This window comes from Chryseobacterium sp. MYb328, from assembly GCF_037572595.1.
In the GTDB taxonomy this organism is placed as follows: Bacteria; Bacteroidota; Bacteroidia; order Flavobacteriales; family Weeksellaceae; genus Chryseobacterium; species Chryseobacterium pennae.
The window spans coordinates 33,013-52,059 of record NZ_JBBGZQ010000015.1 but is presented as its reverse complement, the minus strand read 5'-3'; the positions used below and the strand labels follow the sequence as shown (position 1 = coordinate 52,059).

The following is a 19,047-nucleotide window of genomic DNA, read 5'->3' as shown; positions in this document are numbered from 1 at the left end:
AAAAGGGCTGCAGCTAACAAGGGTTTTGCGATAGTGGGGCGAAACTGCAAAGTTCAACGGTATTTCTTCGATTGAACTTTTGTACAAAATCTAACATTTGTACTTCTATTTCTCCACTCCAAAAAGTTTTTCGACTTTGCCAACCAAAACATAACAAGAAATCCAAAGTCAGGAAACTTCGGATAATAGAACAGTAACAAGAATTACCCTTGAAAACTTGAAAACGCAGCTTCTGTATCCGGAATACTTTTAACAACTGAATGTCTAATCACTGAAAGAAAGACGAGCCAGCTATGCCAATGGGTGGTGGAATGCCAGGAATGATGTAACGGTCAGCGACCGAGGCAAATTAATATATAACCCGTTCTGCTTTGTAGGGCGGTTTTTTGTTTATGGTTTTCCAGAAGGAATTCTTAATATTTTATTTTAGCAAAACCAGAATATTTAATGATAACTAATAATAAAACAAAATGAGGGAAGGCTACTTCCTGACTTTAAACAAATAACCTCAAGTTAATAAACTTCGAATAGCAGATTAGTGAAAGTATTAAAGTATTTCTATTTAATACATTAATTTTTCGTAAGTTCATTTAGTGAAAAACCATTGATCAAATCTAAATGAAAAATAAACCTTTCGGCCACTTTTTCAATATTTTTTCTTCATCTATAATTTTATTAAATAAATAATATATGACATTAGTTTTAGCTTGGGTAAGAAAAGTTGGAAGCGTTGAAGAATTATGTATTGCTTCTGATAGCAGAGTAACTTCTGGAAAAGCATGGGATTGTTGTCCTAAAATAAAACCAATTGAAAGAGGAGATTGTGCATTGGCATTTGCTGGGGATACAGCATATGCATATCCAATGATTGAACAAATTACAAATGCAATACAATTACACCCTAAGGTAAACACGAGAGCCTTAGATATAACTGACTTACGAGGACATATAACAAGAGTTATGTCAAACATGCGTGAATATCTTCATGATAGCATCCAACCTAATAAAAAATTTTCACCTGAAACGCCTGAGATTCAATATCTTTTTGCCGGTTTCTCTTGGAAGCTTAACGATTTTAAAATTTGGAAAATAGATTTCGACAGTAAAAAAAATGAATTTCTTTCTTATGAAACTTCAACATTAATGAAAAATAAGTTAGTAGTACTTATTGATACAGCTAATAATAAAGATTTTGGAAGGGCATTAAATGAGAAATTTATACGCAGGAGATTATTTCTAAAAATGCAGGAAAACGGTAAAACAGCAGGAGATTTTTTTGACATGGAACCTTTCGAATTACTAACAGAAATAATAAGAAATGATGATGATTGGGCAATTGGTGGAACTCCACAACTTATTAAAATCTATAAGCATTTAAATTATATGCCCTATGGAATTTATTGGCCAAATAAACAGTCAAATCAGATTACAATTATGGGACGCCCAATATTGAATTATGAAATTTTAAGATATCCAATCTTAGATCCTGATACTTTTGAAAAGAGCTATATGAAAGTTAGTAATGACTTAGACTTCAATATTGGACACGATGATGGTAGATTTGAGAAGTATCGAGAAATTAAAGATATTTAGTAAATACAAAATTACACTAAATCACAATTGTAAAATCCCCGCTGTGCAAAGTCTCCCGACTTTGAACAAATAAAATAAATAATGCGAAATTTGAATACTTCGGATACAATGCTAAAACTGACGAGTATGTTCACATGCTTGAAGCAGGTATCATTGACCCAACTAAAGTAACAAGAGTTGCCCTTGAAAACGCAGCTTCTGTATCTGGAATGCTTTTAACAACTGAATGTGTAATCACTGAAGTAAAGAGCGCTGAACCAGCTACACCAATGGGTGGTGGAATGTCAGAAATAATGTAGTAGCAAGTCGCTAAGACAAATTAATATATAAACCGTTCTGCTTTTGTAGAGCGGTTTTTCATTAGAATACGGTTTTCCGTAAGGAAACAGCATATTTATATTTTATATTTAACGACTAAAAAAAACGATAGTTAAAACCAAAACTCAATAGCTTATGCCATTAGATTTATCAGACATTTTAGTAGTTGGAGTATCAAGTCGAGCATTGTTCGACTTAGAAGAAGAAAATGAAATCTTCGAAAAGGAAGGTATTTCAGGTTATAGAAAATATCAACAACAACATGAAGACGATTTACTTAAACCAGGAACAGCTTTTCATTTAGTTCAAAGTTTACTACACTTGAACACAGATGCCAAAAAGAGGATTGTTGAAGTTGTAGTAATGTCAAGAAATAGTACTGAAACAGGAGTTAGAATCATGAACTCAGTACGAGAACATAAATTAGACATTACCAGAATGGCATTTAGTGGTGGAGAACCTTTAGCTCCATATATTGACGCATTTGATATAGATTTATTTTTAAGCAAAGATGCAAAAGATGTACAATCTGTAATAGATTCCAAAAGTTGTGCTGCTGCGTATATTTATTCTCCTCCAACAGAATTTAAACCTTTAGATAACAGAGTTAAAATAGCTTTTGATGCTGATGCTGTATTATTTTCCGACGAATCAGAACACAGATATAAAACTGAAGGTATTGAAGCTTTTCATAAATATGAACAAGAACATGAAAATGATGAGTTAGCTGAAGGCCCGTTTGCTAAGTTATTAATAAAACTGTCCAAAATTCAGGAAGAACTTCCAACTACAATTGAATTATCTCCTTTAAGATTAGCCATTGTAACTGCTAGAAATGCTCCCTCACATATGAGAGTTATCAAAACGCTAAGAAAATGGGGAGTATACGTCGACGAAGCTTATTTTTTGGGTGGAATTTCTAAAGATAAGGTTTTAAAAGCTTTCGGAGCTCATATATTCTTTGATGATCAAGATGTTCATCTTAAAGAATCTTCGAAATTTGTTCCGTCAGGTAGAGTACCTTATGCATTTGACTCACCTTTATACAAATCTGATATAACTAATATTAAAATTGAGACAATCAGTAAAATAGATGAAGCAACTAAATAGCACTGGCTATAACAAGGTATTATCAAAAGCGGGGCTGAACGGCTTTGATTGGGCATTAGTGCATAATTCAACATTCGTTCTTCGATTGAACTTTTGTGCTAAAAATCCCCACCTTCGGCAATACCTAACACGTTATTCTATTACCCCGCTGCGCAAAGTCTCCCGACTTTGCGCAAAAAAAATAATCCAAAGTCAGGAAACTTCTATATTTGGAATGTTTTCTACAACCGATTGTATTATCATTGCAGTGAAGATCGCTGAAATAACTATGCCAATGGGCGGTGGAATGCCAGGAATGATGTAATAGCAAGTCGCTAAGACAAATTTAATATATAAACCGTTCTGCTTTTGTAGAGCGGTTTTTTGTTTAAACATGGTCTTCATTAAGAAAATAGTATATTTAGACTTTAATTAAAAGATAGATACCAAAAACAAATGAAAACCCCAATAATAATTTTTTCCATTTTTATCACGTGTGTTTTAAATGCTCAAAGTCTAAAAATTAAAAATCTAAAAATTGCTGATTATGAAATTCAAAAAAATGGGAATGTTGAAATTTCAACTTATACAATAGTTGATAAAAAAGGAAACTTAATTGTTTATTCAGATAGTTGGGATGGAAAAAATTTCTTTCAATATAAATTAACTCAAGAAGAAGTTGAAAAATTAAACTTACTTGCAGAAAAGGATTTAGAAGCTTTTGTGGCACAAAAAAAATTAAACAAGAATCAAGCTTTTGCAGGAAAAAGAAAGTTTATAACTTTTAATTACAAAGGGAAAAAGAAAAGTCTTTGCTTCATTGAACCTTTTATGAATAACGAATTTATGAATATTTTAAAACCATTGAGTGAGAAAATTTATAAACATGAATCTAGTGCAAAAATCACATCACTTTCAACTGATTTCGGAAGAACTGAAAAGGAAATAATTGAAAGAGAAAAAATCGACAATTATTTACCAGAAAAAGCAATAATAAGAGTACATTAAAAACAACTTTCCTGCTTTGCAAAGTCTCCTAACTTTGCACAAATAAAATAAATCAATTTTAAGGAAAAAAGATTTTGAAGAATAAAATACAATTCTAAAACGAACTGATATGTTCAAATGCTTGAAGCAGGAATCATTGACCCAACTAAAGTAACAAGAGTTGCCCTTGAAAACGCAGCCTCTGTATCTGGAATGCTTCTTACAACTGAATGTGTAATAACTGAAGTGAAGAGCGCTGAACCAGCTATGCCAATGGGTGGTGGAATGCCAGGAATGATGTAGTCTTAACTGCTATAAATAAATTAAACCGTTCTGTTTTTCAGAACGGTTTTTTTGTTTTTGTGGTTTTCCATAAAGATATATTATTTTAATATTTTAGTTTAGTAAAAAGTATCAAAATTGAATATTATTAGTTTTGTGAAATTGCTTTTTTTCTGTAATTTTAAATCCTACATATCATAAAAACCATGAAAAAAGAAGAATTAATCACAAGAATCAATCTGATTATTGATAATGGAAATAAATTATTAAATACTAAAACATACTCCGAATTTAGTGATGATTTTGTGGACGCTGGATTATATGCTGGATTTAGAACTTTATCTTTATCTTTTATTGCAAATCTATTTGGAGAAAATCATACATACTATAAAGAATTTACAAAATTAGTTGACCATAACTATTTTGATAAAGCCAAAGCTGGATTAAACATTTTATATTCAATAAGACATGAAATAGAATTGGATTGGTTAAAAAATATCAAAAGATTAGTTACAGCAGAATTATTTTCTGACTTTTTAGAAATGAGTAAGTATCTGCTGGATGAAAAATATAAAGATCCTGCAGCGGTTATGATAGGATCTGTTTTAGAAGAACACTTAAGAAAATTATGTGAGAGTTTCAACGTCGAAACAGTAACTGCAAAAGGTGATGATTTTATTCCTAAAAAAGCGAATGTACTAAATGCTGAATTAACCAAGGCTGGAGTTTATGGAATCTTAGAACAAAAAAACATTACAGCTTGGTTAGACTTAAGAAATCGTGCTGCACATGGAAAATATTCTGAATATACGATTGATCAAGTAAATCTAATGTACCAGGGAGTCCTAAATTTTATATTACAAACTAACTAACTTTAACATTAAAGGTATTTTATAGTTTATACTAATCAATGGTTGTTGACTATATATACTTAATTGTCTACGTTTAGAGCCAAATGTCTTATCTATACATCAAATTCATTTACATATAATAAATTAATTCTAATATTTTTCACTCTATAATTCAAATTCTCCTATTATGAACAGCAATAAACCAAGTTTTTTCTATAAATTTAATTTAATTATTGAAATAATTCTTTTTACAGTTTCAGTTGTACTACTTAATATATTTTTAGCAAAACAATGGTGGTGGACAGTAGCTATATCTGCCATAATTATTATAGTTTTTGAAATATTCCTAAAAGTGCAAGGATATAATTTTATCCTAAAAACAGCAAAAAAAAGGGAAAGCCAAAGCATTGAAGTAGAAAATCAGGGTATTACTGCTCTTTATTTTATGAAAGATTCAACATCAAAAAACTTACGCAATGAAAGAATTGCATCTGCAATAGATAATAGTAACGAATTATTTCTGCTCGCAGAAACCGGAAAATCATATATAGATATTACAACTGACAGACATTGGAAAAATATTAAGAAAAAAATAGACGAAGGAAAGAAATTTAAAATTTTATTAATAAATCCTTTGTCTCCAAATAAAGCTTTACGTAATAATTTAAATAATGTAAAAAATGACCATGACAGAAAGTTTGATTTCGAACGAATTCAAGATTTATCAGAACACGATCATGTAGATATAAGATTTACAAATGAGGTTTATTGTACACTCTTTTTCACAGAAAAATATATGATATATGATCCATATCATTTAGGGAAGATAGGAGATCGAATTGAAAATAATTTTATAGCCTTAGAATTTAAAAGTCAAAATGATAATTTTAATATTTTAAAAAATCATTTTAGTAATTGTTGGGAGAATTCAATCAGTTTAAATGAATTAAAAAAAAATTATGAAAAGGTTAATCCTAACATATACCCAATCATGTAATTTAACTTGTGATTTTTGTTATGTAACCTTTAGTAACAAAAGAACCGAAGATAAAAGTATACAAATAATTGAAAGGGCAATATCTTTAAAATTTGATATTATCACATTTGGAGGAGGAGACTCGTTCAGTAAAAAATATTTTAGAGACTCATGCATTTTAGCTAAAAAAAATGGAATCATAACTCATGTTGACACTAATTGTCTTGCTATAAAACCAACTGATTTAAATTTCATTATAGATAACATAGACATATTAGGGGTATCTCTTGATGGCACAGAAGATATTCATAATTCTATGAGAAAATCTAAAAATCTTTTTTTAAAAGTTGATAAAATTTTAAAAAATCTACAAAGACTTAATTACAAGGTGAAAATTAACACAGTAGTTACAAATCAAAACAAAAATAATTTGGAATGTTTATTTTTATATTTAAATAAGTTCACTAACTTATCATATTGGAGCTTATATCAATTTTTCCCTTTAGATGCGGCTATTAAAAATAAAAATATTTTTGAAGTTTCTGATTCAGATTTTGATATTGTAACCCAGAATTTTCAGAGTAAAAAATTCAGAATTGAAAAATTTAAATATACTGACAGAATATCAGGTTATATTTTTTGTGATGAGATAGGAAATGTTTACACTAATAGTATTGATTGCAATTACAGTAAAATAGGTTCTATTTTTGATAGTAATATAGATCAAAAATTAAAAAGTATGAATCTAGATATAAACCCCAAAGTCATACATCGATATTAATTATTCTCCTGTTACACAAAATCTCCTGAATTTATGCAAATAAATAAACTATTAAAGAACAGAAGATATCAAATAGTGAATGAAAATATAACCTCTTGTCTTTCTAAAATACCCCCACTCCACCATTTCCTATCCCCCAACTTTTACTTATATTTGTTTCTATAACGCACACAAATATGCAAAACAAAAAAATACATCAGGGAAGAAATATCAAGCGTTTTCGTGAGATGTTGGGCATAAAGCAGGAGGCTTTAGCTTTTGATCTAGGTGAAGACTGGAACCAAAAGAAGGTTTCTCTTTTAGAACAGAAAGAAACTATTGAAGATCCATTGTTAAAGAAGATCTCTGAAGTATTGAAAATTCCTGTGGAAGCATTTCAGAATTTTGATGAGGAAGAGGCTGTAAATGTAATTGCAAATACTTTTGGGGATCATAGTATTGGATACCAGAAAAACGACAATCCTATTTTCAATCCCATTGAACAGGTACTCAAACTCCACGAAGAAAAAATTGCACTGTACGAAAGAATGCTAAAAGAAAAAGATGAAATGATGGCCAAATTGGAGCAGCTGATTCAGAAATAAAAAATAAAACTAATAACCAATAGTTCAAGACACTTATACTCAAAATAAAATTAACCATTAAACTTTTTTCAATCTTACTTCTTTTTCTGGTTTCAACCTTTTCATTTGCACAAAAAAAGACTCCTTTTCAAATCAATGGAGAGTTATTTGAGTTTCCTGGAAAATGGGAATATAAAGATCAGCTTAAACATTCCGGACAATTTTACTTAAGCAATAAAGCCGAAAAAATAATTTTGTCAGTTTCAGTTAGAAAACCAGAAAAATTTGAATTTTATAAAGAAGGCTTAACAGAAAAAGAATTGCTGAATGCATTTTACAAATGGGAATATGATTACTGGGCATCTTCAAATGGAGTAAAAGCTGATGTTACAGAAGTAAAACGAAACGAAGAAAAAAACTATATTATCTGGAAAATTACTTTAAAAGATAAGCCTCAGGATGATAATAAGGATCTTACTTCATATTTACTATATGCCGTTAGAAATAACAAGCTGATTTCATTCAATTTAACAAATAACATAGATAAAAAGATACCGTTGACTGAAACGGAATCAATTGAACTTCTTGAACAGATTTATTTGAAATAAAAAAAGACAACAGCTAAGCGTCACTACCCCACTGCGCAAGGTCTCCCGACTTTGAGCCAATAACATAAAAATAGACCTTAAAAAAGGCTCCAAAGTCAGGAGACTTCGGAGAGTAAAGTCGTCTACGTGATTACATGTTGTGTTGTTAATTCGGATTGAACTGAATATTAAAATACTTTAAATAATCCTCTATTGGTTCCAATCCCATTTCTTTTCTTCTTTCGTTTACAGTTTCAGGATTTTCTAATTTATACAATTTACCATTTTCTATTTGTGAACCATATATTTGGGGTTTTCCTTCGTCCATTAACATCCTATCTTTCATCAATGCATATTGCTGTTTAGATAAGTCTCCATTTTTTACCGCTTTCTCTATTTGTGGAAAATACTTTTTTCTTATTTCTTTAGTACTATGTTGCAGACCCAACCAGATTGCATCCATGTGTTTTTGATCCACCTCCTTTAATGTCGGCATACCACACTTTTCAATAATGCTAATCACTAATTCCTGATTCCTGTGATCTTCTTTAGCGTATTTGATGAGTTCATTTGATTTTCTAATCCTTTGGTCACTTTCAAAAACTTCGCTCAAGATTTGATTTTTTTTGCTGCAATCGACTTCAATAATATCTACTGAACCTACATAGACAAATTTATCCCTATTCATATAAAGGAATATTGATATCATTACAACAAGAGCGGTTAATATGCTAAATAATATTTTTTTTATTTTCATTTCTATTTTTGTGTCATAATCCAAAATAGATTGACCATTTTTGGTTAAAGTTAATTGTAAAAATAGGAATTATTTTAAGCGCACGCTCTAAAAGATGTAAAGATGAACAGTATTGTTATCCAAACAGAGGTTTTTGCGCATCACAGCAAATGTCTTTTTATGGCTACAACTTCACGCGGTTTGTTCTGTGAACGGTGTTTTTTAAAGTATAGACCTAAGTCCGGCATCTATTCATGATATTCACTTTTTGAAGGACATTAAAGAACGGTTGTCTGATTGTATCTTGCTTGGTGATAAAGGGTATCTCTCATCAGAGGCACAGGTGATTTCCCGCTGCGCAAAGTCTCCTGACTTTGAGCCGATAAAATAAAAATAGATCTTAAAAAAAGACTCCGAAGTCAGGAGACTTCGGATAGCCAATTTATTACTCACTTGGAGTATATGATAACTTGCCGATAAATCCAAATATTGATATGATTAAATGCTGGACCTTATTATTGAAAAGAGAGAAAAAAATAAAACTTCCAAAATCAAAAAAGATGACTTGATATAAACTCAGCTTCTTAATGATATAAAAATCACTTCTCCTTTATTTTCTTTCTATGCTTCAACCCAAAATTAATTAAAGCATTGACAACCTCTTCAGTTTCTGCAGCGTGTGTGGTAAGTGCATACGAAACGGTTACAGGTTTGGTGTTATTAACCGTTCGGGTGATCAGTAAATTCTCTTCCAGTTCCTGCAGCACTTTGGATAAAACTTTTGGACTTATTCCCTGAGCTATTTCCTGCAGATCTTTAAACCGCATGGTTTCGTGATGATACAAATTATGCAGAATGCAGAATTTCCATTTACCGCCCAATAATTCAATGGCATCTTTAAGCGCCAATATTTGTTCTTTACTGATGTCATTTTTTTTAGTACTCATACAATAGTTACTTTCCAAAAGGTAACGCATAGTAAAGGTAAAGTTTCTTTCAGATAATTTTACACGGTAAAAAAATTAAAAATGAAAGTAACAGTAATTGCCAACATTTCAGCTAATGGTAAAGTATTATTATCCGACAATCCACATCATCAGCTGCCAGCAGAAGCGATGGAGTTTTATTTAGAATTCGCAAAAAAAGTGAGGAACCTTGTCATAGGCTTTAAAACCTTTGAAAATTTTTTAACCTTCCCACAGGAAGTCAAAGACCATTTCAGCGGAATAGAAATCGTAGTACTCTCTGAAAAACCTAACCCATCAAAAGACTACAAGACTGTTAAAAGTCCCGAAGAAGCTATTGAATATATGTCAGAAAAAGGCTGGCACGAAATGGCAGTTGGTGGTGGAACAGGTGCTTTTAATGCCTTTATAGACAAAGATTTGGTAACGGACATTTATTTTAATATTCATCCATTAATCACAGGAGTTGGCGGTGTTTTAGGAAACAGCAGTGAACTGAACTCAAAATTTAAACATAAAGAATATCAACTTAAAGACGGTTTCATTCAACTGCATCTAAGCAAAGAAGACTGAATAACAACGATCTAAAAAGGTCAATATTCTGGACGAAAAAAGATCATTATGTTAATCTTACTAAAGATGAACCGAAAGAACCTCCACTGTTGGTCTTTAAAAAAAGCATTCAAAAAATACAGCGTCAAGGAATGTGAGTATTTTATTTCCGAAATGATCTATTTCTTACTGGGAATCTACGACAATCTTCCAGAAAGGAACATAATAAATATTCATACATTCATATGATCGAAATGCTGGATGCTGTGTATATTATTATTGAAAGGAAAGGGAAAATATAAAAGCGATTCTAAAAGAATATTTTTTGTTCATATATTCTCTATTTAAAACTGTACCAATAGATATTCTCTAATATTCATTTAATATGTAAATTTGGATACAGATCACAAAAAAGAACAAATTAAGAATGAAAATTAATTGCAACAAATGTAAAAATGAAGTTATTATTATCAACTTTTCTGAAGAACAAAAACTTGATATTTATATTTTAATGCAAAACGATTTAAAAGCATTAGCTGAAAAAAAATTAATTGAGGAATTCAATTTAGGCAAAAATGAAGCAAAAGTTATTGTTCAGCATTTAAACAATAGAAATGGCAGATGTACAGAATGTGGGTTTGAAAAATTGAATGGAGAATATATTGAATGTCCGGATTGTGGTGCTTTTAATTATAATCTTAATGAACCCATGTTTAACTCAGAATTTTGCAGTCATTTAGAATGGTCTCTTGATTTTCAAAACATTGAAAATGAAAATATAAAATATTATGCTAAGACTTTTTGGTGTGATGGTATAAAACATGTACCAGAAGACACAAAATCTTTACTTTATAATACTATTGAAAAAAACAGACAAATCATAACAAAAGCCTGGATTGGATATGGTGGTGATGAAATTTATGAAATGAAAATCAAGTTTGGGGAACAAGCAATAGAAAATTATAAAAATAATAAAAGCTTAATTGAATGCATTCCAAGAAATAATGAGATTCCAAATTGGATAAAGTTATTTATGGAAGATAAAAAAATTGAAATTCAATTAAAATAATAACTGTTGCTAACATCATGCTTATACCTAAAATTCTCACCGCATAAATAAAACAAACCTACCAGAATCATCAGACTTCGGATAGTAAATACCAGCACAACATCTCTTATGATTAGATAAAATATTCCCTACTCTCCCTTTCCTGTTCCCACTTTTATTATATTTGTTTCAAAACTATTATATTAAATATTCTAATCAAAAAAATACATCAGAGGAGAAATATCAAATCTGAACCCCAAAGCAAAAATTAAAAGATGGAGGATCTATATAGCAAATTAGTAGCAAAAGGGACATTATATTCTATCGAAACTGATTTGGAACGCTTTTTTAAAAATATTTTCAGAAGTTTTTATAATGACTGTTCTTATAAAGAATATGAGAATCTTGTTATTCCAAAAGCCTATGCCCAGTTTATAGAAAAGACAGAAAATGATGGTATCGCTTTTTATACAATAGACCAGTATATTTATGGACTATATCAGATGATTGACTATACGATTGAAGATATGGATTGTAATGGTAATAAAGAAAAAAAACCTGCTTTTTGGCTTTATGTAGGCCATAGAAATGAAAGAGGATTTTTTTTCATCTGTTGTGACAAACGATCTGAATCTTTTGGCCAGGTATGCGAGTTTTATGATGGGAGCCCATTTATGAATCCAAAAGATGGCCTTGAGTTGGGTGATTTCAAAACGTTTTGCAATGCTGTATTGAATGGCGGGGCATAATGGTCATTCGTAATTGTTGGTTAGAATATCCCAGTGAACATCATATTTTGATGAAAAATATAAAAATTGTTTTAAACTAAAACTAAATGGAAAAACCTGATATCATTAATTTCAACTTCAACAATACAGAATACAATATTGAAATTATTGGAAATGTTGACAAAATAGACGGCTTTTACTATTATACTTTTAAATTTGATGAAAACCATTTTATCACCATTTCAAAGTTTGATGACGAAAAATGGCAAATCGTAAGTATGTCAAAAAATTCTATTGCTGAAAAATTAGGAAAAATAATTGACGAGATGCCCTAGCTTCACGTACAATTCCTGTTTCTGAAATTGAGAACCCAACCCTAAAACTCCTACCATTGAAAACAAAATTATTATTCCTTTCATTCTTGGGCACACTACTAACCCATGCACAAACCCTTGATTTTAAAAATCTCGTCAATATGTCGGTAGGCAGAGGTGCTGCAACCAGCGTCATTGTAGACGATAATATCTATGTGAGCAACGGATATCAGGACAAGGGAGGTAATGCTAATTATATTGAGAAATATAATATTACGGATAACAAATGGAGTGTTCTCAATTCTACTCTATTGACCAAAAAATTTGCTAATTCAGAGACTTACAATAATAAAATTTACATTTTTAACGGTTGGGGAAATAGCCACCTTGAAATTGTAGACCTTGCCACCAATACCATAACAAAAGGAGCTGTTAATCGTTCCTATACAGGAAATGCAGGCTCTGCCATCTATAACGGTAAAATATATGTGTTTGGCGGCAGCGGATTAAGCGGAGCTAAAACCACTGTATTTTCCAATACATTCCAATATTATGATATTGCTTCCAATACATGGAATCCACTACCCAATATACCCACAGCCAGAGAAACAAAAGGTAAAATTGTGAATGATAAACTTTATGTGATTGGCGGTTTTAACGGTACCTCATCCCGTCTGATCAATGTTTACGACCTCAACACTAATCTCTGGACCAATCAATATACAATGCCTGCTGGCATATCCGGACACTCATTAGCTGTATCCGGTAATAAGATTTTTATTGCAGGGGGTTATAATAATCAAACTTTTCTGGCTTATTTTGATACAACAACCAATAAACTGCATCAATTATCATCCAATATGATTCCCAGAAGACATGCTGCAGCGGAAGTATATAACAATAAACTATATATCATCGGCGGAAGTACAACATCTCTCATCAGCTCAGCGATTAAAAGCATACAAGTGGCAGATATCAGCGAAAGTGTACTCGCTGCCAATACAAACAATGATAATAGTATACTGGAAAAAAAGGTTTATACCAATGCTGCCAGAGACGGATTTACCATCTCTAATAAAAATAACAGCAATCAATTCGAATACACCATCTACTCAATGGATGGAAGTCAAATCAGCAAAGGTTTTGCCTATTATAATAAAACGATAGACTTATCAACAGTAAGGCGCGGAACGTATATTTTTAGTTATAAAGATGAGAAAGGCCTTTTGCAGCAAATTAAAATTTTCAGATAATGGTAAAGCCTCCGCAAGCTATTATATAAAATCCTACCCATTGGAGAAAAGAATATTTCACATTGCCCAACCCGTATAACTAGGCTTTCAATAACACTTTTCCTGTTAGTGGAAATAGATTAACCTACAATGAGTAAATTCAAATGAAAAAATATATTATTTCAGGTATTTTAGTTTTAATTTTTCAGGCATTCTCTGCTCAGATCAACACAGACCTTATTAAAAAGAATGTCATCGAAAATCCACAGGAAAACTTTTATAAACTTTTAGACCTATTCAAAATAAAGCCTTCCGAATTGACTCAGGAGCAATTAAACCAACTTTATTACGGAAGTAAATTCGTAAAAATGGATTATTCTATTGAGAACTACAATAGTGAATCCGGTACATTCTGGAAACCGGCTCAAAAGAAATTATCAAAAGGGAACGCAGAAAAAATGGTTATAGAAGCAGAATCAAAATATTCAATGAATCCCCTCAATAAAAATTTATTGGACGATATGATGAATATTTACAGAGCACTCAATGAAGATCAAAAAAAAGAATTATGTTCTACACAAAAAGATTTAATCATTCAAACGATAGAAAAAAGTGGTGATGGTAAGACTGAAGAAACAGCAATTTGTGTTTTAACACCACGTGAAGTTTTTCAACAGCTTGATAAACTGATACAATCTGGACCAAAGGCTGAGTTTAGTCAACAAATGAAACAACTTTCAGACGGAAGTATACTCACTTTTTATAAAATTGGAAACAGAGAAACCTTTGTAAAATTAGTGGGCGGATATTCTTTTTAAGATTCCAGCACAAGCTAAATTTTTATTTTTCAGTTCGATTATACTTTTCGTGATCCTATTATAACAATTCATTCTCCAAAAAAATAAAAAAACTATATCTTAAACCATGAGTTATAATTTTCAAATTAATAAAAAAAATAATATTACCTATAAAGATATTCTTGATGTAGCAGATTTCCAAATTGATGAAATTAAATATTATCCGTCCATTGAGAATCATTTTAATCTGAATAACAATTCGGTTTTCTTTCTTCCTCAATTTTCCAGCCGCGGTATAAACCTGAAAGACAATGAAAATAAATATTGTGTTGAAATTAATACCGGCTGTTCTGGTGAAGATTATTTTCTGGCCTCAAAATTAGCATTGGCTTTAGCTAAGCTGAATGATTCTGAGATTGAAACATACGAAGGTCATTACAATATCGAAACTTTTTCCAGCCTTTTTAATTTACAGTGGGCTTACGAAAATAAAACCCTAAATATTGAGGTGTTGAAAGGCTTAATAGAAAAAGATTCAGCTTCATCTGCCATTTTAAACGGATATAACACTCCATTTTATTTTGGAAAAGAAGTTTTGGAAAACTATTCTAAAGATCATCCATCCATTGATATTCTGACAGATAGAATTATAAATGGAATTAGAAGAAATCAACATTTAACATCTGAATTTGAAAATATTGAATTTCCGACAAAAATGGAAATGGAGAATGATGATCCATCTTTGAAGAACTGGACTTTTCTACTGATCCAAAAAGGATTCCCCCAACTCCTATCACCAGTTGATTTTATCTTTTTGCGTTCTGAAAAAGATTTTGCAAGGATACCTTATGAAAAGTTCATTGAGGAAAATTTTAATTTGCTAACTAAATTAGATGAGAAACAATTTGTCACAGACATTATCCCAACTGATGATTATTTGAAATTGATAGATCAGTTTAAATTGGAAAACTCTGCTGAACAACCTCAAAAAAAGGAAAGTACGCATGACATACGTAATACCCAAAAACCTGATCCCGTTACACCTAAAAATAAGTGGTGGAAATTTTGGTAAAATATTTACCTTTCATATATCTTCATCTGTCCCGCTGCTTAAGGTTTCCTGACATTTTCTTAAAGTCAGGAGGCTTAAGAGAGCACTTAAAACCGTCTTTTTTTAGGACATTTTTTTGTCCATGTTTATATATTTAAAACTACAATATGAGGTAATCTATCATGTTGATTTAATATGTAAATTTGAAATTTAAGCAAGAAATACTATAACCCGCCATGAAAAAACATTTATCAATATTTATCTTCTTGATTTTTCTTACGAGTTCAAACTTATATTCACAACGCGATAAAAATGGGAATCCGGTATTCAACAGTGAAAAAATAGAAAACGTCAACTTTGAAGGTTTTGAAATAGTATCAAGTTATTATACAATTAAAGATAATATTGATAACAAACAATCATCAGTTTTTAAAAATGAAAATCCGAGTTTAGATGACTATTGGAATTTTTCGACCAAACTACCCTCTTACTATTTTATGATCGTTCATAAAGGAACTGTGAAAGGAATGCTGATGTTGATTCCTAAAGATGATGCTTTCTTCTACAATATAATGATTCCCAATAAAAAAGAAAGTTTTCAAATTCCCTCAAAACTCACAGGAAAAATAACAGAAAACAGAGCCAAAGAATTAGCAGGCATCAAAAAAATTGATGCAACGATCAATAATCATGTTTTAAAATTCAACAACAAAGATTTTCAGATTTTAAAATACAATGATATCATGGCAGAAGTGAAAAATATAGCAAAGGAAAAAATCGTTGGTAATGATGATGATTTAAATATTGAAGAATATATTAAGACAGAATCTAAAGGAGGAAAACTAGATTTCAAAAATACTGTTGAAAAATATGATGGTACCCTTATAAATTTTGACGGAACGCTTTATAACAAAAAAGACTTTGCAATATTGATGTGGGGGGCTGCAGTAAAAAAAACAGGTATAACAGAACTAAACAAAGCTCAGTTACTTTGGGAAAAAATTTATGAAAGAAATCTAACCGAGCCAGAACTAAAAGCATTAAGAAAAGGTTTTGAAACTAAATTGTAAAGGCTATTTCTCAGAAAACTCATATCAATGAAAAAACTATTAAACAAACTTATAATTATTGAATTTGAAGATAAAAATTCAGAACAAGGAATTTTAATTAATTACAGTAAAGATTGGATCTTGCTAAAATCGAATCCTGTTGATTTTATTCTGGATGGATATTCTGTTATAAAAAACTGCAACATCAAAAATATCACTACCGATAATAAAACTGAATTTGTGGAAAAAGGAATGAAATTAAAGGGAATTTCAATTGATAAAAAAGTAAAGAAACTTCCGCTTCAAAATTTTGATTCAATAATCGAAAGCATCAATAAAAACTTTGGTATTTTTAGTTTAGCTAAGAAAAAGGATGATGTAATTTTTCCGGGAAAATTAAAAAAGCTTACAGAAAAGAAAATCAACCTAACCTGGATTGACCTGAATGCAAATTGGACCGTAAGTAGAGAATTTATAAAAGATAAAGTAAGAATAATTAATTTTGATACAGATTATTTAACTTCTCTACAATTATTAGCAGACAATAAATAACAACTACAAAGTTTCGTTGTATGACATAATGTAGAATGATCATACAATTTTAGCATACTTCCGAAAACTTACAGACATTATTATCTTTTACCATAACGTTTCTATAGAATGACATCAATTCTTACTGACAATATTATAAATAACTGGATAACTGAAGATATCAAACTTAGTCCACCAGCAACAGCACACTCGATTAAAGCAACAGAAGAAATTATTGATTTTCAGTTTCCGGATGATTGTAAAGAATTTTACTTAAAACTGGATGGCTTCATCGATTGGGATTGGACAAAGAACATGTTTTCAATCTGGCCTTTGGCAAGAATTCAGGAGGAATATCACAACGAAAGTGATAAGAGCTTCATTGTATTTGCAGACTATTTGATCAATGCAATTCAGTTCGGTTTTGTGAAAGGAAAAGATGGTGTATTTAAAAATAGTGGCGAAACATATGAATGGATCGCAGATACTTTTTCTGTCGCTATAGCACTTATCAATGCAGACGCTGATATTCTGTATTGAATAAAGCTATATTATAATCATTTCCCTTGAATTTAGTCTGCTACGCAAAATTCCGACTATTGTCAATAAGTAATGATACAGAAAATAATATAAAACCATTCTGAAAAGAGTGGTTTTTGCTTTTCAATATTTCAGAATTACCGGAACTTTTATATATTTGAGAAATAACCGTATCCGAAAACTCATCTATGGGACTATTTGACCTTTTCAAGAAAAAAGAAAACTTGTTAAAAAAGAAAATAACCGTAATTTTAACTTTACAGGTTTCTAAACAGGATATAAACATTTCTGAATTTGCAGGTTTTAAAATTGTCAGTTGTCATGATATTCTTCAAAAATTTAATTACCGTTCATCAACAGAATCTCACGAGAAGAAGCTTGAATATATTTCTGAAGAGATTATTCATTCAAAAAATAATATTTTAATCTGTGATCTCAAAGTAAGTATTACGAGCTTTGATACACTCACTGAAATGTTGAAGCCACACCAATTAACCATCAACAAAATTTTAGTACCAAACGAATCCAAAAGAAACAAAAAACTTGCTGAAGGGCAGGAAGCATATAGAAATCACAGTCGCTGGCTTCATTTTTATCCAGGAGAAATTGAGGATATATATCGTGAATTTGAAGCAAAAATTAAAAGTTTAAAAACAAGGTATGAAAATACTGAAACGGAAATATTGGAAATATAAAACAGAATACCAGATATCCGTTGGGCAATACAATACCTAAATTCTGACTGTGTACAAGGTGGGCATTGTAAGGGAAATTGAAATGTTAATCAAAAAAACTAATAACCAAAATATTCTATGGGATTTTTCAACAGAAGCAAAACATTTAAGATCAGAAATATAGAATTTTATTCTGAGGGAAGTTATTATTATTCCAAAGGATTAAAATCATCCATTGAGAAAGAAATAAAAATTGCAAAAACTACTCTTTCACTAGATGAACTAAAACCAATTTTACAATATCTGGTTGAATTTATTCAAGATGAAAAACCAGATATTAAAAGCGGAGAAAAAATTACATGTTTCTCCTGGTGCATTCTATTTCATGAAGCGTCAGACTTTTTTGAAATTCTTGAAGTCATCCCGGAACAGCAAGGATTTGGTGAAGGTCTTAACCGTACACTTCACATCCTGAACCAACAACTTTCCGTTTGTACTCGAGTAAAAACAGAACCTGATTTTCCTGATTTTGACCAGATTATTACAGTAGATCCGTTGATCAAAACAGGATTACAGGCCAATTTGTTCCGTTGGATAGGAGATTATCCGGACTCGGGATGGGTTGCAATGACAGATCGCTTTAATGAAGAAACAATGTCTTTCGAACAAATGACAGTAGGACAATTTATGACACTCAGCCCGGAAATCGTTCAATTTATGGCTCTCCCATCTGGCTTTAAGGTAATCTGGCAAGGTAATAATGCACAGATAGCATTTGACAGACAATTGCTAGAAAATTAGAT

24 protein-coding genes and 2 pseudogenes are annotated in these 19,047 nt (G+C 30.8%); 24 read left to right on the top strand and 2 right to left on the bottom strand.

Features of this window, described 5'->3' with window-relative positions; translation table 11 throughout:
* The first annotated feature begins 690 nt into the window (after positions 1–690).
* The 11 genes and pseudogenes from WH267_RS15270 to WH267_RS15220 all read left to right on the top strand — a co-directional run bounded on the left by WH267_RS15270 (position 691) and on the right by WH267_RS15220 (position 8,048).
* Positions 691–1,593 carry a hypothetical protein gene (locus WH267_RS15270; protein WP_340009447.1) on the top strand — a complete coding sequence of 301 codons (903 nt, stop codon included), beginning with the start codon at positions 691–693 and terminating at the stop codon, positions 1,591–1,593.
* Positions 1,594–1,664: 71 nt separating this feature from the next.
* Positions 1,665–1,892: pseudogene (groEL, locus tag WH267_RS15265) on the top strand (chaperonin GroEL); the annotation flags it as partial.
* 154 nt (positions 1,893–2,046) lie between these two features.
* Positions 2,047–3,021: a 5'-nucleotidase gene (locus tag WH267_RS15260; protein ID WP_340009445.1), complete on the top strand. Its 975-nt coding sequence runs from the start codon at positions 2,047–2,049 to the stop codon at positions 3,019–3,021.
* Complete coding sequence (locus WH267_RS15255) at positions 3,005–3,325, top strand: hypothetical protein (protein ID WP_340009443.1); 321 nt, start codon at positions 3,005–3,007, stop codon at positions 3,323–3,325. Before WH267_RS15260 ends, WH267_RS15255 begins: the two co-directional genes overlap by 17 nt.
* Before the next feature lie 131 nt (positions 3,326–3,456).
* Entirely contained in the window at positions 3,457–4,008 is a 552-nt protein-coding gene (locus WH267_RS15250; RefSeq protein ID WP_340009441.1) for a hypothetical protein, read from the top strand.
* Between the two features lie 117 nt (positions 4,009–4,125).
* Positions 4,126–4,290, top strand: a complete 165-nt coding sequence (locus WH267_RS15245; RefSeq protein ID WP_370647760.1) for a hypothetical protein — start codon at positions 4,126–4,128, stop codon at positions 4,288–4,290.
* Between the two features lie 185 nt (positions 4,291–4,475).
* Positions 4,476–5,141 carry a HEPN domain-containing protein gene (locus tag WH267_RS15240; protein WP_340009440.1) on the top strand — a complete coding sequence of 222 codons (666 nt, stop codon included), beginning with the start codon at positions 4,476–4,478 and terminating at the stop codon, positions 5,139–5,141.
* A gap of 166 nt (positions 5,142–5,307) precedes the next feature.
* Entirely contained in the window at positions 5,308–6,117 is an 810-nt protein-coding gene (locus tag WH267_RS15235) for a hypothetical protein (RefSeq protein WP_340009439.1), read from the top strand.
* Complete coding sequence (locus WH267_RS15230; RefSeq protein WP_340009437.1) at positions 6,080–6,877, top strand: radical SAM protein; 798 nt, start codon at positions 6,080–6,082, stop codon at positions 6,875–6,877. The genes WH267_RS15235 and WH267_RS15230 overlap by 38 nt, the downstream gene beginning before the upstream one ends.
* A gap of 176 nt (positions 6,878–7,053) precedes the next feature.
* On the top strand, positions 7,054–7,461 hold the full coding sequence (locus WH267_RS15225) for a helix-turn-helix transcriptional regulator (protein ID WP_340009435.1): 408 nt from the start codon (positions 7,054–7,056) through the stop codon (positions 7,459–7,461).
* 233 nt (positions 7,462–7,694) lie between these two features.
* Complete coding sequence (locus WH267_RS15220; protein ID WP_340009433.1) at positions 7,695–8,048, top strand: hypothetical protein; 354 nt, start codon at positions 7,695–7,697, stop codon at positions 8,046–8,048.
* 145 nt (positions 8,049–8,193) lie between these two features.
* Here the strand turns inward: WH267_RS15220 and WH267_RS15215 are convergent, their stop codons facing one another.
* A complete protein-coding gene (locus tag WH267_RS15215; protein ID WP_068944692.1) occupies positions 8,194–8,784 on the bottom strand; it encodes a DUF6624 domain-containing protein in 591 nt (196 codons plus the stop codon).
* A 77-nt stretch (positions 8,785–8,861) separates the two neighbouring features.
* Here WH267_RS15215 and WH267_RS25195 point away from each other — a divergent pair.
* Positions 8,862–9,109, top strand: a pseudogene (locus WH267_RS25195) (transposase); the annotation flags it as partial.
* Positions 9,110–9,362: 253 nt separating this feature from the next.
* Here WH267_RS25195 and WH267_RS15210 read toward each other — a convergent pair.
* Positions 9,363–9,710: a winged helix-turn-helix transcriptional regulator gene (locus WH267_RS15210; protein ID WP_340009430.1), complete on the bottom strand. Its 348-nt coding sequence runs from the start codon at positions 9,708–9,710 to the stop codon at positions 9,363–9,365.
* Between the two features lie 81 nt (positions 9,711–9,791).
* Between WH267_RS15210 and WH267_RS15205 the strand changes: the two genes are divergently transcribed.
* The 12 genes from WH267_RS15205 (at position 9,792) to WH267_RS15150 (ending at position 19,045) form a co-directional block, all read left to right on the top strand.
* The gene (locus WH267_RS15205) at positions 9,792–10,301 is read left to right on the top strand and encodes a dihydrofolate reductase family protein (RefSeq protein ID WP_340009428.1); all 510 of its coding nucleotides are present in this window, start codon (positions 9,792–9,794) and stop codon (positions 10,299–10,301) included.
* A 406-nt stretch (positions 10,302–10,707) separates the two neighbouring features.
* The gene (locus WH267_RS15200) at positions 10,708–11,349 is read left to right on the top strand and encodes a hypothetical protein (protein ID WP_340009426.1); all 642 of its coding nucleotides are present in this window, start codon (positions 10,708–10,710) and stop codon (positions 11,347–11,349) included.
* A 254-nt stretch (positions 11,350–11,603) separates the two neighbouring features.
* Entirely contained in the window at positions 11,604–12,077 is a 474-nt protein-coding gene (locus WH267_RS15195; protein WP_340009424.1) for a hypothetical protein, read from the top strand.
* A gap of 86 nt (positions 12,078–12,163) precedes the next feature.
* Positions 12,164–12,391 carry a hypothetical protein gene (locus WH267_RS15190; protein WP_340009422.1) on the top strand — a complete coding sequence of 76 codons (228 nt, stop codon included), beginning with the start codon at positions 12,164–12,166 and terminating at the stop codon, positions 12,389–12,391.
* A 56-nt stretch (positions 12,392–12,447) separates the two neighbouring features.
* Positions 12,448–13,623 carry a Kelch repeat-containing protein gene (locus WH267_RS15185; RefSeq protein ID WP_340009420.1) on the top strand — a complete coding sequence of 392 codons (1,176 nt, stop codon included), beginning with the start codon at positions 12,448–12,450 and terminating at the stop codon, positions 13,621–13,623.
* A 143-nt stretch (positions 13,624–13,766) separates the two neighbouring features.
* Positions 13,767–14,420 carry a DUF4919 domain-containing protein gene (locus WH267_RS15180; RefSeq protein ID WP_340009418.1) on the top strand — a complete coding sequence of 218 codons (654 nt, stop codon included), beginning with the start codon at positions 13,767–13,769 and terminating at the stop codon, positions 14,418–14,420.
* Between the two features lie 364 nt (positions 14,421–14,784).
* Positions 14,785–15,471 carry a hypothetical protein gene (locus WH267_RS15175; protein ID WP_340009416.1) on the top strand — a complete coding sequence of 229 codons (687 nt, stop codon included), beginning with the start codon at positions 14,785–14,787 and terminating at the stop codon, positions 15,469–15,471.
* 215 nt (positions 15,472–15,686) lie between these two features.
* Positions 15,687–16,520, top strand: coding sequence for a hypothetical protein (locus WH267_RS15170; RefSeq protein WP_340009414.1), 834 nt, complete (start codon positions 15,687–15,689; stop codon positions 16,518–16,520).
* Positions 16,521–16,547: 27 nt separating this feature from the next.
* Positions 16,548–17,051 (top strand): hypothetical protein, encoded by a 504-nt coding sequence (locus WH267_RS15165; RefSeq protein ID WP_340009412.1) that lies wholly within the window; start codon positions 16,548–16,550, stop codon positions 17,049–17,051.
* A 108-nt stretch (positions 17,052–17,159) separates the two neighbouring features.
* Positions 17,160–17,570 carry an SMI1/KNR4 family protein gene (locus tag WH267_RS15160; RefSeq protein WP_340009410.1) on the top strand — a complete coding sequence of 137 codons (411 nt, stop codon included), beginning with the start codon at positions 17,160–17,162 and terminating at the stop codon, positions 17,568–17,570.
* A gap of 224 nt (positions 17,571–17,794) precedes the next feature.
* Positions 17,795–18,265 (top strand): hypothetical protein, encoded by a 471-nt coding sequence (locus tag WH267_RS15155; RefSeq protein WP_340009409.1) that lies wholly within the window; start codon positions 17,795–17,797, stop codon positions 18,263–18,265.
* A 117-nt stretch (positions 18,266–18,382) separates the two neighbouring features.
* Positions 18,383–19,045, top strand: coding sequence for an immunity protein Imm33 domain-containing protein (locus WH267_RS15150; RefSeq protein WP_340009407.1), 663 nt, complete (start codon positions 18,383–18,385; stop codon positions 19,043–19,045).
* Positions 19,046–19,047: the final 2 nt, after the last annotated feature.

Coding starts and splice junctions, on each gene's coding strand:
- WH267_RS15205 (WP_340009428.1), top strand. CDS start 9,792: ATGAAAGTAACAGTAATTGCCAACATTTCAGCTAATGGTAAAGTATTA.
- WH267_RS15260 (WP_340009445.1), top strand. CDS start 2,047: ATGCCATTAGATTTATCAGACATTTTAGTAGTTGGAGTATCAAGTCGA.
- WH267_RS15245 (WP_370647760.1), top strand. CDS start 4,126: ATGCTTGAAGCAGGAATCATTGACCCAACTAAAGTAACAAGAGTTGCC.
- WH267_RS15240 (WP_340009440.1), top strand. CDS start 4,476: ATGAAAAAAGAAGAATTAATCACAAGAATCAATCTGATTATTGATAAT.
- WH267_RS15210 (WP_340009430.1), bottom strand. CDS start 9,710: ATGAGTACTAAAAAAAATGACATCAGTAAAGAACAAATATTGGCGCTT.
- WH267_RS15255 (WP_340009443.1), top strand. CDS start 3,005: ATGAAGCAACTAAATAGCACTGGCTATAACAAGGTATTATCAAAAGCG.
- WH267_RS15150 (WP_340009407.1), top strand. CDS start 18,383: ATGGGATTTTTCAACAGAAGCAAAACATTTAAGATCAGAAATATAGAA.
- WH267_RS15215 (WP_068944692.1), bottom strand. CDS start 8,784: ATGAAAATAAAAAAAATATTATTTAGCATATTAACCGCTCTTGTTGTA.
- WH267_RS15200 (WP_340009426.1), top strand. CDS start 10,708: ATGAAAATTAATTGCAACAAATGTAAAAATGAAGTTATTATTATCAAC.
- WH267_RS15230 (WP_340009437.1), top strand. CDS start 6,080: ATGAAAAGGTTAATCCTAACATATACCCAATCATGTAATTTAACTTGT.
- WH267_RS15270 (WP_340009447.1), top strand. CDS start 691: ATGACATTAGTTTTAGCTTGGGTAAGAAAAGTTGGAAGCGTTGAAGAA.
- WH267_RS15250 (WP_340009441.1), top strand. CDS start 3,457: ATGAAAACCCCAATAATAATTTTTTCCATTTTTATCACGTGTGTTTTA.
- WH267_RS15235 (WP_340009439.1), top strand. CDS start 5,308: ATGAACAGCAATAAACCAAGTTTTTTCTATAAATTTAATTTAATTATT.
- WH267_RS15195 (WP_340009424.1), top strand. CDS start 11,604: ATGGAGGATCTATATAGCAAATTAGTAGCAAAAGGGACATTATATTCT.
- WH267_RS15165 (WP_340009412.1), top strand. CDS start 16,548: ATGAAAAAACTATTAAACAAACTTATAATTATTGAATTTGAAGATAAA.
- WH267_RS15160 (WP_340009410.1), top strand. CDS start 17,160: ATGACATCAATTCTTACTGACAATATTATAAATAACTGGATAACTGAA.
- WH267_RS15180 (WP_340009418.1), top strand. CDS start 13,767: ATGAAAAAATATATTATTTCAGGTATTTTAGTTTTAATTTTTCAGGCA.
- WH267_RS15170 (WP_340009414.1), top strand. CDS start 15,687: ATGAAAAAACATTTATCAATATTTATCTTCTTGATTTTTCTTACGAGT.
- WH267_RS15225 (WP_340009435.1), top strand. CDS start 7,054: ATGCAAAACAAAAAAATACATCAGGGAAGAAATATCAAGCGTTTTCGT.
- WH267_RS15190 (WP_340009422.1), top strand. CDS start 12,164: ATGGAAAAACCTGATATCATTAATTTCAACTTCAACAATACAGAATAC.